14 protein-coding genes are annotated in these 16,258 nt (G+C 53.4%); 4 read left to right on the top strand and 10 right to left on the bottom strand.

Annotation, left to right across the window (positions count from 1 at the left end):
* The first annotated feature begins 47 nt into the window (after positions 1 to 47).
* Both Q394_RS0100895 and Q394_RS0100890 read left to right on the top strand, forming a co-directional pair.
* Positions 48 to 374, top strand: a complete 327-nt coding sequence (locus Q394_RS0100895; protein WP_028487618.1) for a UPF0175 family protein — start codon at positions 48 to 50, stop codon at positions 372 to 374.
* Positions 371 to 862, top strand: a complete 492-nt coding sequence (locus Q394_RS0100890; RefSeq protein ID WP_028487617.1) for a PIN domain-containing protein — start codon at positions 371 to 373, stop codon at positions 860 to 862. Before Q394_RS0100895 ends, Q394_RS0100890 begins: the two co-directional genes overlap by 4 nt.
* Before the next feature lie 143 nt (positions 863 to 1,005).
* On the opposite strand, the gene Q394_RS21165 is transcribed toward Q394_RS0100890, so the two are convergent.
* From Q394_RS21165 to Q394_RS18590, 9 genes are all read right to left on the bottom strand, one after another.
* On the bottom strand, positions 1,006 to 2,097 hold the full coding sequence (locus Q394_RS21165; RefSeq protein ID WP_028487616.1) for a restriction endonuclease subunit S: 1,092 nt from the start codon (positions 2,095 to 2,097) through the stop codon (positions 1,006 to 1,008).
* On the bottom strand, positions 2,097 to 2,576 hold the full coding sequence (locus Q394_RS21820; protein ID WP_084260296.1) for a GIY-YIG nuclease family protein: 480 nt from the start codon (positions 2,574 to 2,576) through the stop codon (positions 2,097 to 2,099). Before Q394_RS21820 ends, Q394_RS21165 begins: the two co-directional genes overlap by 1 nt.
* A 237-nt stretch (positions 2,577 to 2,813) precedes the next feature.
* A complete protein-coding gene (locus Q394_RS0100875) occupies positions 2,814 to 4,334 on the bottom strand; it encodes a type I restriction-modification system subunit M (protein ID WP_028487615.1) in 1,521 nt (506 codons plus the stop codon).
* A gap of 177 nt (positions 4,335 to 4,511) precedes the next feature.
* On the bottom strand, positions 4,512 to 6,401 hold the full coding sequence (locus Q394_RS0100870; protein ID WP_028487614.1) for a propionyl-CoA synthetase: 1,890 nt from the start codon (positions 6,399 to 6,401) through the stop codon (positions 4,512 to 4,514).
* Between the two features lie 22 nt (positions 6,402 to 6,423).
* Positions 6,424 to 7,602: a 2-methylaconitate cis-trans isomerase PrpF gene (prpF, locus tag Q394_RS0100865; protein WP_028487613.1), complete on the bottom strand. Its 1,179-nt coding sequence runs from the start codon at positions 7,600 to 7,602 to the stop codon at positions 6,424 to 6,426.
* A complete protein-coding gene (gene acnD / locus Q394_RS0100860; RefSeq protein ID WP_028487612.1) occupies positions 7,602 to 10,205 on the bottom strand; it encodes a Fe/S-dependent 2-methylisocitrate dehydratase AcnD in 2,604 nt (867 codons plus the stop codon). Before acnD ends, prpF begins: the two co-directional genes overlap by 1 nt.
* Before the next feature lie 18 nt (positions 10,206 to 10,223).
* The gene (prpC, locus tag Q394_RS0100855; RefSeq protein ID WP_028487611.1) at positions 10,224 to 11,372 is read right to left on the bottom strand and encodes a bifunctional 2-methylcitrate synthase/citrate synthase; all 1,149 of its coding nucleotides are present in this window, start codon (positions 11,370 to 11,372) and stop codon (positions 10,224 to 10,226) included.
* Between the two features lie 19 nt (positions 11,373 to 11,391).
* Entirely contained in the window at positions 11,392 to 12,288 is an 897-nt protein-coding gene (gene prpB / locus Q394_RS0100850) for a methylisocitrate lyase (protein ID WP_028487610.1), read from the bottom strand.
* Complete coding sequence (locus tag Q394_RS18590; RefSeq protein ID WP_038139991.1) at positions 12,236 to 12,955, bottom strand: GntR family transcriptional regulator; 720 nt, start codon at positions 12,953 to 12,955, stop codon at positions 12,236 to 12,238. Before Q394_RS18590 ends, prpB begins: the two co-directional genes overlap by 53 nt.
* A gap of 223 nt (positions 12,956 to 13,178) precedes the next feature.
* Between Q394_RS18590 and galU the strand changes: the two genes are divergently transcribed.
* Together galU and recD are read left to right on the top strand one after the other, a co-directional pair.
* Positions 13,179 to 14,084, top strand: a complete 906-nt coding sequence (galU, locus tag Q394_RS0100835; protein ID WP_028487609.1) for a UTP--glucose-1-phosphate uridylyltransferase GalU — start codon at positions 13,179 to 13,181, stop codon at positions 14,082 to 14,084.
* On the top strand, positions 14,084 to 15,673 hold the full coding sequence (gene recD, locus Q394_RS18585) for an exodeoxyribonuclease V subunit alpha (protein WP_051542565.1): 1,590 nt from the start codon (positions 14,084 to 14,086) through the stop codon (positions 15,671 to 15,673). Before galU ends, recD begins: the two co-directional genes overlap by 1 nt.
* Here the strand turns inward: recD and plsY are convergent.
* Positions 15,625 to 16,248, bottom strand: coding sequence for a glycerol-3-phosphate 1-O-acyltransferase PlsY (gene plsY, locus Q394_RS0100825; protein WP_028487608.1), 624 nt, complete (start codon positions 16,246 to 16,248; stop codon positions 15,625 to 15,627). The two genes, recD and plsY, sit on opposite strands and share 49 nt — an antisense overlap.
* Between the last annotated feature and the right edge of the window lie 10 nt (positions 16,249 to 16,258).

The raw sequence follows: 16,258 nt of genomic DNA, 5'->3' as shown, positions 1-16,258 counted from the left end.
CGGATGTGCTACCATAATGGGTAACATAAAAACGGGAGTTATCAGCCATGCAAACCTTTTCCATCCGTGACTTGCGTGAAAAAAGTGGGGAGTTGAGCCGCGAAGCGGAAGCGGGGCGAGCTTCTTTGATTACCAAACGTGGTGAACCCATTTTGGTGGCTTTGCCCTTTACCGCCGCGCTACTGGATAGCGGCATTAAAGTTGCGTTAGCGGAATACCTGTTCAAGGAAGGTATCCTCTCTTTAGGCAAAGCCGCCAAAATTGCCGGAATGCCTTATGTATTGTTCAGTGAGCACCTGAGCCGCATGGGTATTGCTGTGGTTGATTATCCGCCAGAAGAATTGGAAGATGAATTGCGCGTTGCGAGCCTATGAGCCTATTGATCGTTGCGGATACGGGGCCGCTGGTGATTCTTGCCAAACTCAATCATTTACCGCTATTGCACCAGCTTTACACGGAAATACGCATTCCCGAAACCGTGCTGATTGAAGCAACCACTTTGGCGTATCGGCAAGATGCTAAACGTATTGTGGGATTTGCTGCTCAGTATGCACAGGTCATGCCGGATATTGCCGAAGATGACCCTGATTATCTGGATTACGGTTTAGATGCGGGTGAAGCCCAAGCCATTTCGTGGGCAAAGCGTGCTAATTGCCCGGTATTACTGGATGAGCGACGCGGCAGAGCTGTTGCTAAACAAGAACACTTGGCGGTGTTGGGTACAGTCGGTTTATTGCTCAAAGCAAAGCAGGCGGGGCTGATCCCAGAAATCAGCAGCCTGTTGGATAATATGCTCGCACACGATTACCGTCTTGCACCGGCGTTGATTCAGCAGGCGAAACGATTGGCGGACGAAGGTTAGTTTTTGGTTATCTTTGGCTTCGGCTACGCTCAGCCATCGGGCACGACTCCGTTGTCTGAGCGTAGCCGAAGGCTACAACTCGCCGTTAAATGCCCGTTGCTGGAGCGAAGCGAATAGCGTATCCAGTTCGACTAAATGAGTTTCTAATAATTTTTTTGTGCTGCAACAGTTTTTGTTATATTTGTGAATTTCTGTTGTAATTTAATTGGAATATTTGGAACTGAAAATTTTTTTATTTTTTCAAAGCTCAATCCGGGCTTTGTTTGTCCATACTGTGACTTTGCTATTTGCAATTGACCATTGTTGCTGTTCAGAAAGAAGGAAAGAAAGGCTGAGTCAATCATTGATGATGGTCTAAGGAGTGCAACATGTTGACTAATATATGCGCCATCTGTATCTGTTGATACGGGCGCAACTCTGCCAATTCTAGATCCAGTGATTGTTAATAGCACATCTCCGTGTTTGACTTGTGTTCTGCGGGATTCGGCATTATTAGGTGCATTTACAAAAGCGGGGGAATCATTACTAATAAAGTTAGTTTGCACGTCAAGTGAACGAATGAACCGATCACCACTGTCCGCATAGTATTTTGACCAGTTTCTGCCGCCACTTGTAATGAATGTTAGTAGATTACCGAGTGATTCTATCTCCCACCCCTTCGGATTCTCCACCGGATCGCCAAACATTTCCAAAAACGTCGATTGCAGCAGCAAATCCAGTTCCGCAATGGACTGGCGGCGTTGAGTACGCAGTGCATCGGCAGCATCGAGAATAGCGGCGATGCGTTTTTGTTCGGGGAGAGGTGGGAGAGGAATTTCAATTTTATATACTTCTGAGGGTCTTGCTCTTAGTAGCGAACCACCAACGCCTGAAACAGTACTCATGAAAAGTTTATGGAAAGGGTCGGAAATAAGAAAGTATTTCAAGTATTTAGGAAATACATTGTCACTTCTAAATTGTATCCATTCCCCAGATGCTATTTGGCGATAGCCAAGTGATTCTCCAACTACCCAGCTTCTACGGATATGAGGGACAATTCTTGATAATAAGACATCATTAGGCTCAACACACTTTTTTGCAGACCCTATTTCTTTTCCTTTGCATACTTCTGCTTTTCCAGTGTCAAATGCTGGAATGCTAAATAGCTCAAATGTTTCATCTGGAAATTTTTCTGGATTTACAGAACCACCGCGTTTTACAGACAAATCTTCTAAAGGAACACTGTGCCATTTCATCAGTTCACCTCCTCTTGCTTGTTGCCTTCGGCTACGCTCAGGCAACGGGTTGTGCCAGCATTGGAGGATGAAAGGCAGTCCGCTGGCTGAGCGTAGCCGAAGCCAGTTTTTGTATTGCCTTCGGCTACGCTCAGGCAACGGGGCACTGTACTTTCCGCTGGCTGAGCGTAGCCGAAGCCAACACTCTGCAACCAATGCGTTTCATTTTTACACTCCGCTAACTGATGCAAAGCATTCGTATCACTTGCAATAAGAGCCTCTTTCTTTTTCCGACTCCAACCTTGCACCTGCTTCTCCCGATAAAATGCCTCATCAACACGATCATAGAACTCGCAATAAACTAATTCCACGGGCAACCGTTTAGCTGTATGCCTTGCTCCCATACCGCTTTGATGTTCAGCCAATCGTTTTTCCATATTCCAAGTGCTTCCCGTGTAATAACTGTCATCAACGCATTTCAAGATGTACATATACGGCATATTTTTTATCCTTATTATTGCCATGTTCCCTTCGGCTACGCTCAGGGAACGGAGTCGTGCTCGCTGGCTGAGCGTAGCCGAAGCCAAGTTTTCGTCAAGTTCCCTTCGGCTACGCTCAGGGAACGGAGTCGTGCTCGTTGGCTGAGCGTAGCCGAAGCCAAGTTTTCGTCAAGTTCCCTTCGACTACGCTCAGGGAACGGTACTGTGTCCCGCTGGCTGAGCGTAGCCGAAGCCAGATTAACCCAACAGCCCCTTTAATACATTCTGACCTTTGGTAATTTCTTCTTCGAGTTTTGCCAAGCGTTCCAGTATGACTTTCGGCGCGTCATACGTGACTTTTTCGTGTTTCACTTCTTTGTAGCGGTTGATGGAGAGGTCGTAATCATTCGCGGCGATTTCTGCCTTGGGAACAAGGAAACTTTTATCGGTGCGCAGGCGCAATGCTTCCCCCGTTCCCTGAGCGGAGTCGAAGGGAACATTCTTCCACCGTTGCAAAATATCGGGTAAGTCGGATTTGTCTGGTTGCGCCGTGCGCTTGTCATCCAGCGAGAAGCCATCCGCTTGCATGTCATAAAACCAAACCTTATCCGTGCCGCCCTTGTTGGTTTTGGTAAAGAACAAAATCGCGGTCGAAACACCCGCATACGGCTTGAACACCCCCGAAGGCATCGACACAATCCCATCCAGCTTGTGCGTTTCCACGATCATCTGGCGCAACGCCTTGTGCGCATTACTCGAACCAAACAGCACACCATCCGGCACAATCACCGCCGCCCGCCCGCCGGTTTGTAACAGCCGCAAGAACAAGGCAATAAACAGCAACTCAGTCTTTTTGGTTTTCACCATCCGCTGCAAATCCTTGGCGGTGGACTCGTAATCCAGACTGCCCGCAAACGGCGGATTCGCCAGAATCAACGAATAGGTTTCGCTGTCATCGCCTTCATTATCGCTGCGTTCCGCCAGTGAATCCTTATAACGAATATCCGGGTTATCCACGCCGTGCAGCAGCATATTCATGCTACCAATCCGCAACATGGTGTTATCAAAATCAAAGCCGAAAAAGGTTTCTTCCACATACTGCTTGCGGCTTTCCGCATCGCGGTAAATCTCGCTGCGGTGATGCGCGTTCAGATACTCCGAAGCCGCCACCAAAAAGCCCGCCGTCCCACATGCGGGGTCACAAATGGCATCCTTTGGGGTGGGTGCGGTCATATCCACCATCAGCTTGATAATATGTCGCGGGGTGCGGAACTGCCCGTTTTGCCCCGCACTGGCAATCTTGCCCAACATGTATTCGTACAAATCGCCCTTGGTATCGGCATCGCTCATGTCAATGCTATCCAACTGATCGACCACGTTCGACAACACACGCGGCGACGGCATCATGAACATCGCATCCTTCATGTGTTGGCTGTAGGTACTCTGGGCGGCTTCGGCATCCGCCGTGTTTTGCCCCAGCGTTTTCATAAAAGGAAACACCTGATCACGCACAGTAGCGAACATCACATCAGCCGTTGTGTCCTTGAAGTGCGACCAGCGTAATGCCTGTTGTGCGGCATCTTCACCAAAAATCGGGTCTTCGATGGGTTTACGTAAACGGTTGGCTTTTTTCTCTTTCAGCGTGTGCAGCTCGTCCAGCCGCTTGATAAACAACAAATACGTAAGCTGTTCAATCACCGAAAGCGGGTTGGAAACACCGCCCGACCACATCGTGTCCCAGATTTTGTCGATTTTGGATTTGAGTTCGCCCGTGATCATCGAGTAAGCATCCTTGTTGGCCTATGCCGAAATGAAGAGAGGGAGGGGATTATAGCGTTAGAGAGGGGGTAAAAGGCAGGATTCCTTGATGTTCCCTTCGACGATGCTCAGGGAACGCTAATTCTTGTTCCCCCTCTACCGCTTGGCGGGAGAGGGGGCTAGGGGGTGAGGGTCTTCTTACCCGATCACACCTTTCTCACGCAACAACGCCTCAATCTCCGGCATAATCGTCACGTCATCAATGGTGGAAGGCACCACATACGGCTGTCCATTCACCATCTGACGCAAGCTCTTACGCAGGGTTTTGCCCGAACGGGTTTTCGGCAAACGTTTGACGATGTGCGTTTCCTTGTAGCAGGCAATCGCGCCGATACTGCTGCGGATCATCTGGGTGAGTTCCTTCGACAAGGTGTCTTCGTCGATGTCCGCACCTGTTTTCAGTACCACCAGACCCATCGGGATTTGCCCTTTCAGGTCATCATCCCGCGCAATTACCGCGCATTCGGCCACGGACGGATGCCCGCCGACGACTTCTTCCATCTCGCCCGTGGACAGACGATGGCCTGCCACGTTCATGACGTCATCGACGCGACCCATGACGAAAACATAACCGTCTTCGTCGATATAGCCGCCGTCACCGCTGGCATAATAACCGTCGAAGGTTTGCAGATAGCTGGATTTGAACTTCTCCACATCACCCCAAATGGTGGCTAAACAGCTTGGTGGTAAAGGCAATTTCAGCGCGATGAAACCCTGTTCATTTCTGCCCAAAACCTGCCCGTTTTCGTCCAGAATCTGCACGTTGAAACCGGGAGTCGGCATGGTGGAAGAACCGAGTTTCACCGGCATTGGCTCAACACCTTGCAGGTTGGCGGTAATGCCCCAGCCTGTTTCGGTTTGCCACCAATGGTCGATCACCGGCTTGCCCGTCTTTTCCATCATCCATTCTTGGGTCGGTGGGTCAAGACGTTCGCCCGCCGAGAAGATGGTCAGCAAACTGTCGGTGTTGTAACTGTTAATCAGCGCCGCTTCCGGGTCATCTTTCTTGATCGCACGGAATGCCGTCGGGGCAGAGAACAAGCCTTTTACGCCGTACTCTTCGGTAATGCGCCAGAATGCACCCGCATCCGGTGTCATGACCGGCTTGCCTTCGTACACGATAGTCGTGCAACCGCGCAGCAGCGGTGCGTACACGATGTAGGAGTGACCCACCACCCAGCCCACGTCAGACGCCGCCCAGAACACATCGCCGGGGTTCATATTGTAAATGGCTTGCATACTGTAGTTCAGTGCAACCGCATGGCCACCATTCTCACGCACCACGCCCTTAGGCTTGCCGGTCGTACCGGAGGTGTACAGGATGTACAGCGGGTCAGTGCCTTTGACTGGCACGCAATCCGCCGGGGTAGCGCTTGCCATCAACGCACTCCACTCATAGTCACGCCCTGCAATCAGCGGGGAAGTGGCTTGCGGACGCTGGAACATAATGCAGCTTTGCGGCTTGTGTGCCGACAAATCAATCGCTTTGTCGAGCAGCGGTTTGTACTCAATCACGCGCTTGATCTCAATCCCGCAAGAGGCAGAAATCATCACTTTCGGTTGCGCATCTTCAATACGTTGCGCCAGTTCCGGGGCAGCAAAACCACCAAATACCACGGAATGGATAGCGCCCAACCGCGCTGTTGCCAGCATGGAAATGACCGCTTCCGGGATCATCGGCATGTAGATAATAACGCGGTCGCCTTTTTCGACACCCAGACCCGCCAGCATCCCAGCAGCCAGTGCTACTTCGTCACGCAGTTCGGCGTAAGTGTACTGTTTCTTGGTATCCGTCACGGGGGAATCGTAAATCAGCGCGACTTGATCACCGCGCCCGTTTTCGACGTGGTAATCCAGCGCCATGTACGCGGTGTTCATTTCACCATCGGCAAACCAGTGGAAAATACCGTGTTCGTCTTGCGACAGGATTTTTTCGGGGGCTTTGAACCACTTCAGGGCTGCGGATTTTTCTTTCCAGAAGCCTTCTGGGTCGTTCATCGAGCGGTCGTATTCGGCCTTGTAACTCATCTTTTCTCTCCTCCTCTAAAACTTAAAAACTGTCGCCAGGAATGCGTACCCAGCCTTCCATCAATACCCGCGCACTGCGGCTCATCACGACTTTTTCCACTTTCCAGTCACCGTTAGTGGCGCTAGCGGCAGCGCCCACTTTCAGCGTACCGGAAGGGTGGCCGAAGGTCACAACACTGCGATCACCACCGCCCGCAGCGAGGTTGACCAAGGTGCCGGGAATCGCAGCGGCTGTGCCGATAGCCACCGCCGCCGTACCCATCATGGCATGGTGCAGTTTGCCCATCGACAGGGCGCGTACATTCAGGTCAATGTCGGTAGCATTGATCTGTTTGCCACTGGACGACACGTAGGCTTGTGGTTTGCCCACAAACGCCACTTTAGGCGTGTGTTGACGACCAGCCGCTTCCGCGACATCGGCAATCAAACCCATTTTCACCGCACCGTAAGCGCGGATGGTTTCAAACATGGCCAGCGCTTTAGGGTCGCCGTTGATGGCATCCTGCAATTCGCAGCCGGTGTAACCAATGGCGTCTGCATTCAAAAACACGGTGGGAATACCCGCGTTGATCATGGTCGCCTGAAAGGTGCCAACGCCCGGCACTTCCAGTTCATCCACCAGATTGCCGGTGGGGAACATGGCATCCGTCGCATCGACTGGGCTAATGAATTCCACCTGCACTTCTGCCGCTGGGAAGGTCACGCCATCCAGCTCGAAATCGCCGGTTTCTTGCACTTCGCCATTGGTCATCGGCACGTTGGCAACGATGGTTTTCTGGATGTTTTTCTGCCAGATACGCACCACGGCCATGCCGTTTTGCGGGAGGCGAGAAGCATCCACCAAGCCGTTGCTGATGGCGAAAGAGCCAACCGCTGCGGTCAAGTTGCCGCAGTTACCGCTCCAGTCCACAAATGCCTTGTCGATGGAAACCTGCCCAAACAGGTAATCCACGTCATGATCAGGCTGTTCGCTTTTCGCCAGAATCACGGTTTTGCTGGTGCTGGACGTTGCGCCGCCCATGCCGTCGGTTTGCTTACCATACGGGTCAGGGCTGCCGATCACGCGCAGCAATACCGCGTCACGCGCCGCACCGGGGACTTGCGCGACATCGGGCAAGTCGGTCAGTTTGAAAAACACGCCCTTGGACGTGCCGCCACGCATATACGTGGCGGGGATTTTGATTTGCGGGATTTGGGACATTACGCTGCGTCTCCTTCGAGGAAGTCTTGCGCGAAACGTTGCAACACACCACCGGCGTTATAGACACGCACTTCCGCAGCGGTATCCAGACGGCAGGTCACAGGAATGCGCACGGTTTCGCCGTTTCTGCGGTGCATGATGACCGTCAGGTCGGTGCGTGGGGCAATGTCACCTTCCACGTCGTAGCTTTCGGTGCCGTCGATAGCATAAGTCTTGCGCGTTTCGCCCGCTTTGAATTCCAGCGGCAGCACGCCCATGCCGACCAAGTTGGTACGGTGAATGCGCTCGAAGCCTTCTGCCACAATCGCTTCCACGCCAGCCAGACGCACGCCTTTGGCTGCCCAGTCACGGCTGGAACCTTGCCCGTAATCCGCCCCGGCGACGATGATCAGCGGTTGCTTGCGTTCCATGTAGGTTTCGATGGCTTCCCACATGCGCATGACTTGGCCTTCTGGCTCGACACGAGCGAGGGAACCTTGCTTGACTTTACCATCCACCACTGCCATTTCATTGATCAGCTTAGGGTTGGCGAAAGTCGCACGTTGCGCGGTCAAATGGTCACCACGGTGAGTCGCGTAAGAGTTGAAGTCTTCTTCCGGCAAGCCCATTTTGTGCAGGTATTCGCCCGCCGCACTGTTCATCATGATCGCGTTGGAAGGCGATAAGTGGTCAGTGGTGATATTGTCTGGCAATACCGCTAACGGCAGCATCCCTTTCAAGGTGCGTTCACCTGCCAATGCACCTTCCCAGTAAGGGGGGCGGCGGATGTAGGTGGACATGGGACGCCAGTCATACAACGGGCTTTTCGCTTCTTCGACAGTGCCGAGGTCAAACATCGGGATGTAGATTTGCTTGAACTGCTCAGGCTTAACGCTGGTGGCAACGATGGCGTCGATTTCTTCGTCAGTAGGCCAGATGTCTTTCAGCGTGATGGGGTTGCCATCTTTGTCCGTACCCAGCACGTCTTTTTCGATGTCGAAACGGATCGTGCCTGCAATCGCGTAAGCGACTACCAGCGGCGGGGACGCAAGGAACGCTTGCTTGGCATACGGGTGAATACGCCCGTCGAAGTTACGGTTGCCGGACAGGACAGCGGTCGCGTACAAGTCGCGGTCGATGATTTCTTGCTGGATAACCGGGTCGAGTGCGCCAGACATGCCGTTACAGGTGGTGCAAGCGAAACCGACGATGCCGAAACCGAGTTGTTCCAGTTCCGTCAGCAAACCGGCTTCTTGCAGATACAGCTCGGCGACTTTGGAACCCGGAGCGAACGAGGTTTTCACCCACGGTTTGCGTACCAAGCCCAGTTTGTTGGCGTTGCGTGCCAGCAAGGCAGCGGCCACCACGTTGCGTGGATTGGAGGTGTTGGTGCAAGAGGTGATCGCCGCGATGATGACCGCGCCGTCTGGCATTTTGCCTTCCGCTTCTTCGGCTTGCGCCGCTGCCAAATTCACCGCAATACCGCGCTCAGCCAAGTCAGCCGTCGGTAAACGGCGGTGTGGGTTGGAAGGGCCAGCCATGTTACGCACCACGCTGGACAGGTCGAATTCCAGTACACGCGGGTATGTTGCGTCTACCAGTGAATCCGCCCACAAGCCAGTGGCTTTGGCGTAGTTTTCAACCAGTGCGACTTGCTCCGGTTCACGCCCGGTCAGCTTCAGGTAGTCGATGGTTTGTTCGTCGATGTAGAACATGCCAGCAGATGCGCCGAATTCCGGGGTCATATTGGAAATGGTCGCACGGTCGCCGATGGTGAGGTTTTTCGCACCTTCGCCGAAGAATTCCAGCCATGCAGAGACTACACGCTCTTTACGCAGGAATTCGGTGATCGCCAGTACGATGTCGGTGGCAGTGATGCCGGGTTGGCGTTTGCCGACCAGTTTCACGCCGATAATGTCCGGCAGACGCATCATGGAAGGCAAGCCCAGCATGACGGTTTCGGCTTCCAGACCACCGACGCCAATCGCGATAACGCCGAGTGCGTCAACGTGTGGGGTGTGTGAGTCTGTGCCGACGCAGGTGTCAGGGAAGGCTACGCCGTCACGTGCTTGAATCACCGGCGACATTTTCTCCAGATTGATCTGGTGCATGATGCCGTTGCCTGCTGGGATCACGTCGACGTTTTTGAACGCGGTTTTTGTCCACTCGATGAAGTGGAAACGGTCTTCGTTACGACGGTCTTCAATGGCGCGGTTTTTCGCGAAGGCATCCGGGTCGAAGCCACCGCATTCAACGGCCAGTGAGTGGTCAACAATCAACTGGGTAGGCACGACCGGGTTAACTTTCGCTGGGTTGCCGCCTTGGTCAGCAATCGCGTCACGCAGGCCAGCAAGGTCAACCAGTGCGGTTTGGCCGAGGATGTCATGGCAGACCACGCGGGCGGGATACCATGGGAAGTCCAGATCCTGCTTGCCTTCGATGAGCTGCTTCAATGAGTCGGTCAGCATCTCGGGTTCGCAACGGCGTACCAGTTGTTCTGCCAATACACGCGAGGTGTAGGGCAGGGTGGCGTAGCTGCCGGGTTGGATGGCTTCGATCGCCGCGCGGGTGTCGAAGTAGTCCAGTTTGGTGCCGGGCAGGTTTTTACGGTATTCGGTATTCATTGTTGCTTTAATCCTTAATTAACCACGGTCAGCCAACGGCACAAACTTCAGGTTTTCCGGCCCCACATAATTCGCGCTGGGTCGGATGATTTTGCCATCTTCACGCTGTTCGATAACGTGTGCACCCCAGCCAGTGGCGCGAGCGATAACGAAAATCGGGGTGAACATGTCGGTCGGTACACCCATTTGCCCGTAGGAAACCGCCGAGAACCAGTCCAGATTCGGGAACATTTTCTTCAGTTCCCACATGGTGCTTTCCAGACGGTCGGCGATGTCGTACATCTTCATGTCGCCGTTTTCTTCCGACAATTGCTTGGCAACACGTTTGATGACGACGTTACGCGGGTCGGCAATGGTGTAAACCGGGTGGCCGAAACCGATGACGATTTCTTTCTTGGCAACGCGCTCGCGGATGTCAGCTTCGGCTTCATCAGCGCTGTTGTAGCGGGTTTGGATACGTTGTGCTTCTTCATTTGCGCCGCCGTGTTTCGGGCCACGCAATGCGCCGATTGCGCCGGTAATGCAAGAATGCATGTCAGAATTGGTGCCAGCAATCACGCGTGCGGTGAAGGTGGAGGCGTTGAATTCATGCTCGGCGTACAGGATCAGGGAAGTGTGCATCGCACGTACCCACGATTCGCTAGGCGTTTCGCCGTGCAGCAGGTGCAGGAAATGTCCGCCGACGGTTTCATCGTCAGTTTCTACTTCAATGACTTTGCCGTTGATGGCGTAGTGATACCAGTACAGCAGCATAGAGCCAAAGCTGGCAACCATGCGGTCAATGATATTACGGGCATCAGCCGCTGGGTGATGCTCTTTTTCAGGCAGGCACGCGCCCAGCACGGAACAGCCAGTACGCATCACATCCATCGGGTGAGTGGACGGTGGCAGGGCTTCAAGCGCTTGCTTGACGGGCATTGGCAGGCCGCGCAGGGATTTGAGTTTGGTTTTGTAGGCTTTGAGTTCAGATGCATTGGGCAGTTTGCCGTGCACGATCAGGTGGGCAATTTCTTCAAACTCGGCCTGTTCGGCGAAGTCGAGAATATCATAACCACGGTAGTGCAGGTCGTTGCCGGTGCGGCCTACGGTGCAAATGGCGGTGTTACCAGCAGCCGTGCCCGATAGGGCGACGGATTTTTTTGGCTTGGGTAAGTGTTGTTCTGACATGAGTCCTCCTCCGGTTATTTTATTCAGCGCCTTTTTCGGCAAACAGTTGGTCAAGTTTTTGTTCAAAGGCGTGATAGCCGATGGTGTCGTACAGTTCCATGCGGGTCTGCATGGTGTCGATCACGTTCTGTTGCGTGCCTTCGGTCAGCAAATGGGTGTAAACATTTTCAGCCGCTTTGCACATGGCGCGGAAGGCGCTCAGTGGGTACAGCACCAGTTGTACGCCAACCGCAGCCAGTTCAGTGGTGGTGTACAGCGGGGTTGCACCAAATTCAGTGATGTTGGCCAGTACTGGCACTTTGATCACTTTGGTGAATTCAGCGTACTGTTCCAGCTTATTCATGGCTTCGGGGAAGATCATGTCAGCACCGGCTTCCACACACGCCATAGCGCGGTCGATGGCGGATTGCATCCCTTCTACAGCCAGCGCGTCGGTACGTGCCATGATGACGAAGCTGTCGTCAGTACGTGCATCCACGGCGGATTTTACGCGGTCGACCATTTCTTGCAGGGAAACGATGGCTTTGTTGGGGCGATGACCGCAACGCTTTTGCATGACCTGATCTTCGATGTGGAAACCAGCCACGCCAGACTGGATCATTTCGCGGGTAGCGCGGGCAATGTTGAAGGTGCCGCCCCAGCCCGTATCAATGTCAACCAGTAAGGGTGCAGAAGTCACGGCAGTAATGCGCTTGGCATCTTCCAGCACGTCATGCAGGGTGGTAATGCCCAGGTCGGGAATACCCAGCGATGACGCAGCAACACCGCCGCCGGACAGGTATAGGGCTTTGTGGCCTACCTTTTCGGCAATGATGGCACTGTTGGCAGTGACGGCCCCGACAACTTGCAGGGGTGTGTTGTCTTTAACTGCCTGACGCAGTTTTTGACCGGGTGTAAGTGATTGTATTGCTGTCATGTTCCTCATCCATCATTTCACTGATACTTTTCCATGCACCACTGATATGGCGGCGCATGAGGATTTCCGCCAATTCCCCATCGCGGGCGACAAGTGCGTCGACGATGTGGCGGTGCTGTTGTAAGGCAGGAAGAATACGTTTCGAGAGTCGGCTAGTGCGGTAACGGCACATGCGCAACAATTGATACAATTCACCCGCCAATAAGTCGATCAACATCTGGTTACGGCTCCCCAGTGCGATCTGGTAATGGAAATCGAAGTCACCTTCACTTTGGACGTAGATTTGCCCATCAGTCGCTTCAATTTGTTCCGCGTGTTTTTCAAGTAATAGCCGTAATGTGCCAATTTCCGCGTCAGTCATGCGGGTGGCAGCGGTGCGACAGGCCATGCCTTCCAAGGCTTCGCGCACGGCGTATAAATCTGCCATCATCTCGCGGTCAAGGGTAACGACACGAGCGCCTGCATGTGGTATACGTTTAACGAGGCGCATCCCTTCAAGCTGGCGCAGTGCTTCACGCAAGGGGCCGCGCCCAATACCGTAACGTTCCGCCAGATCGGATTCATTCAGTTTCTGTCCCTGAATTAACTCACCCGTAATAATGGCTTGTGTTAATCGGGTTGAAGCGACATCAGCTAATGTTCCTTCTGGTGTGTGTAATGCTAACATGGTGTTATTCTCGATGATTGTTGACAATCCTTTTGCAAATAATAACATTGTGCGGAAAAAAGTGAAGGTTTTATTTGGTTTTGTTGACAAAACAGCGAGACGCCTTCGCGCTGCTGATGAAATGACCGTCAGGCGGCAATTTTTGACATAGTGCTACCCTAAGAGTGATAAAATGTCGGTAGTCATTAGATATTATTGATTGAATGTAGAGGAAACCTTGTCCATGAATAACCATAAAGTCCGCAAGGCAGTGATTCCCGTTGCGGGATTGGGTACACGTATGTTGCCCGCCACCAAAGCCATCCCGAAGGAAATGCTACCAATTGTTGACAAACCTTTGATCCAGTACGTGGTCAACGAGTGTGTCGCAGCGGGTATCAAGGAAATTGTACTGGTGACCCATTCCAGTAAAAACTCCATCGAAAACCATTTCGACACCAGTTTCGAGCTGGAAACCATGCTGGAAAAGCGCGTCAAGCGTCAGTTGCTGGATGAAGTGCGTTCCATTTGCCCGCGTGATGTCACCATCATGCATGTTCGTCAGGGGCAGGCGAAAGGTTTGGGGCACGCCATTATGTGTGCGCATCCGATTGTGGGTAACGAGCCGTTTGCGGTGGTCTTGCCGGATGTGATCATTGATGATGCCGCGAGCAATCCAGCTAAAGATAACCTCGCCGCGATGCTGGAGTTGTACGATGAAACCGGCTATAGCCAGATCATGGTCGAGCCAGTGCCGATGAATAAAGTCTCGTCTTACGGTGTGGTCGACATCAACGGTCATGCGCTGGAAGCAGGTCAGTCAGTACCGATGACCGCAATTGTCGAAAAACCACCGGTCAATGAGGCACCTTCTAACCTTGCCGTGGTTGGGCGTTATGTGTTGGCTCCGCACACGTGGGGTTGGTTGCAGCGCACGCCATTGGGTGCAGGCGATGAAATCCAGCTCACTGACACCATTGGTTTGCTGATGCGCGAATATCAGGTAAATGCATTCCATGTGACGGGCAAAAGCCATGACTGCGGTTCCAAGATGGGCTACATGATGGCCAATATCGAATACGCTTCGCGCCACGGTGAAATTGGCAAGCGTTTCAATGCGTTCCTGAAAGAGTATGTGAAAACGCTGTAATGCCGTCTGCAATTCACCCCGTTCATCCTGTCCACCCACTCGATGACCAGCTTGCTAACTTGCTGAAACGGCTGGATGGCGGGGTGAGTCAGCGGGGGTTGGTTGCCCTGATCCGTGAGGTCAGTGCGCGTACCCGTGAGGGCGTGATTGCAGTGCCTTTGGCAGAAACTCCGCTGGCGGAACTGTTTGATTCGCCGGTGGTGGGGCGTGAAGGTGATTATAAGCCACTGATTTTAAGCGATACCCATGCGTGGCTGTATCGCTATTGGCACTATGAAGACCGGCTGGCAAAATGCATCCGCTCACGCTTGCCTGATGACAAGCTGCTGATTATTTCCGGTGGGCCCGGCACGGGTAAAACCACCAAAGTTACCCGTATTTTGGCTGATTTGATTGCGGATGGGATGGAACCTGCCCGCATTCTGCTAGCAGCACCGACCGGGAAAGCGGCGATGCGTATGCAGGAATCCATCCGCGATACCCGCCAACGTGAAAACATTACTTGCCCCATGCCTGAGCAATCCAGCACCTTGCACCGCTTGCTGGGTTTTATCCCCAATCGGGTAGGCTTTCGCCATCATGCCAACAATCCGTTGCCTGCTGATGTGGTGATTGTCGACGAAGCCTCGATGATCGACATTTCCCTGATGACGCATTTGTTTGAGGCCGTGCCGCCGCAAGCCAAGCTGATTTTGTTGGGTGACAAGGATCAGTTGGCCTCGGTGGAAACTGGCTCGATTTTCCGCGATTTATGCAGTGGTGATGCGTTGGCTAAACAGATGCTATTGTTGCAAACCAGTTACCGTTTCAGTGATGCGGATGGTGTCGGGCAACTGGCACAAGCTATCCGTGAGGCTGATGAGGAACGTTTGCTGGATGTGCTGGCTTCCCCCGATTTCGCCACGGTGACGCTGGATGAATCGCAGGCGGGGCTGAATGCTAATTGGCTGCGTGAAGGTTGGCAAGATTACGTGGCGGCGGTCAGGGTAGGGGAGCAGGACGCTATTTTCCGCGCCTTCAATGCCTTGCGCATCCTGACACCGTTGCGGCAAGGGCGTCTGGGCGTGGAAGCGCTGAATGTGTGGGTGGATGGTGTCATGCAACGCCTGCTGCCTGCGCACGAAGGGGCGCAACGCCCGTGGTACGTGGGTAGGCCGGTGATGGTGACGCAGAATGATTACCGCCAGAACCTGTTCAACGGCGACATCGGCATTGCCTTGCCGAACGAAAAAGGTGAATTGCGGGTGTGGTTTCCAACCGGGGAGGCGGGAGAATACCGAGCGGTTGCACCGATCCGTTTGCCTGCGCACGAAACCGCGTGGGCGATGACCATCCACAAGAGCCAAGGGTCGGAATTTACGCGGGTATTGCTGATCTTGCCGGAAGCGGAAGACTTGCCGTTGCTGGGGCGGGAATTGCTGTATACCGCCGTGACGCGGGCGAAGACCGGGATTCACATCCTCGCCAGTCGAGCGATGCTGGGCAAAGCCTTGCGGCAGGTGGCGCCGCCTGCGTCGCAGTTGCAGGAACGGCTGGCTGCTTATTCTTCGTCCGTTATTGCTTCGCCATCCGCGCCTTCTTTGGATTGAATCTTGTCTTCTTTGCCTGATAGCAGGTTGCGGATATTGGATTCATGCCGCCAGAAAATCATGAGTGCCATAAATAGCACGCCTAGCGTCAGCCAGCCGTTACCATCGCTGAGTACCCAGAAATACACCGGGGAAAGTGCCGTCGCAATCAGTGCCGCCAGCGAGGAAATCTTGAAGCCTTTCGCCATCACCAGCCATGTTGCTACGAATGCCAGCCCACCCCAAAGATTCACGCCGAGGAATACGCCAATAGCGGTTGCTACGCCTTTGCCGCCTTTGAAACCGTAGAATACCGGGTACAAATGCCCCAGAAACGCGGCGATACCGATGAGGATTAGCCAGTTGGCTTCCAGCCCGAAAGCGTGGCCTACCAGTACGGGAATCAAGCCTTTCAGACCGTCACCCAACAGGGTAATCGCGGCTGCTTTTTTGCCACCGTGGCGCAGTACATTGGTCGCGCCGGGGTTGTTGGAACCCACCGTGCGCGGGTCGGGCAGCCCCATCAATTTGCAGGTGATGATGGCGGCGGAAATTGAACCGAGCAGATAGGCGAGTATGATCAGCAGGTAAGGCATGGCATATCCA

Origin of the sequence: Thiothrix lacustris DSM 21227 (genome assembly GCF_000621325.1) — a bacterium.
Classification (GTDB): domain Bacteria; phylum Pseudomonadota; class Gammaproteobacteria; order Thiotrichales; family Thiotrichaceae; genus Thiothrix; species Thiothrix lacustris.
Note: the sequence above shows the minus strand (reverse complement) of the source record. Positions and strands in the feature narration are given on the sequence as shown.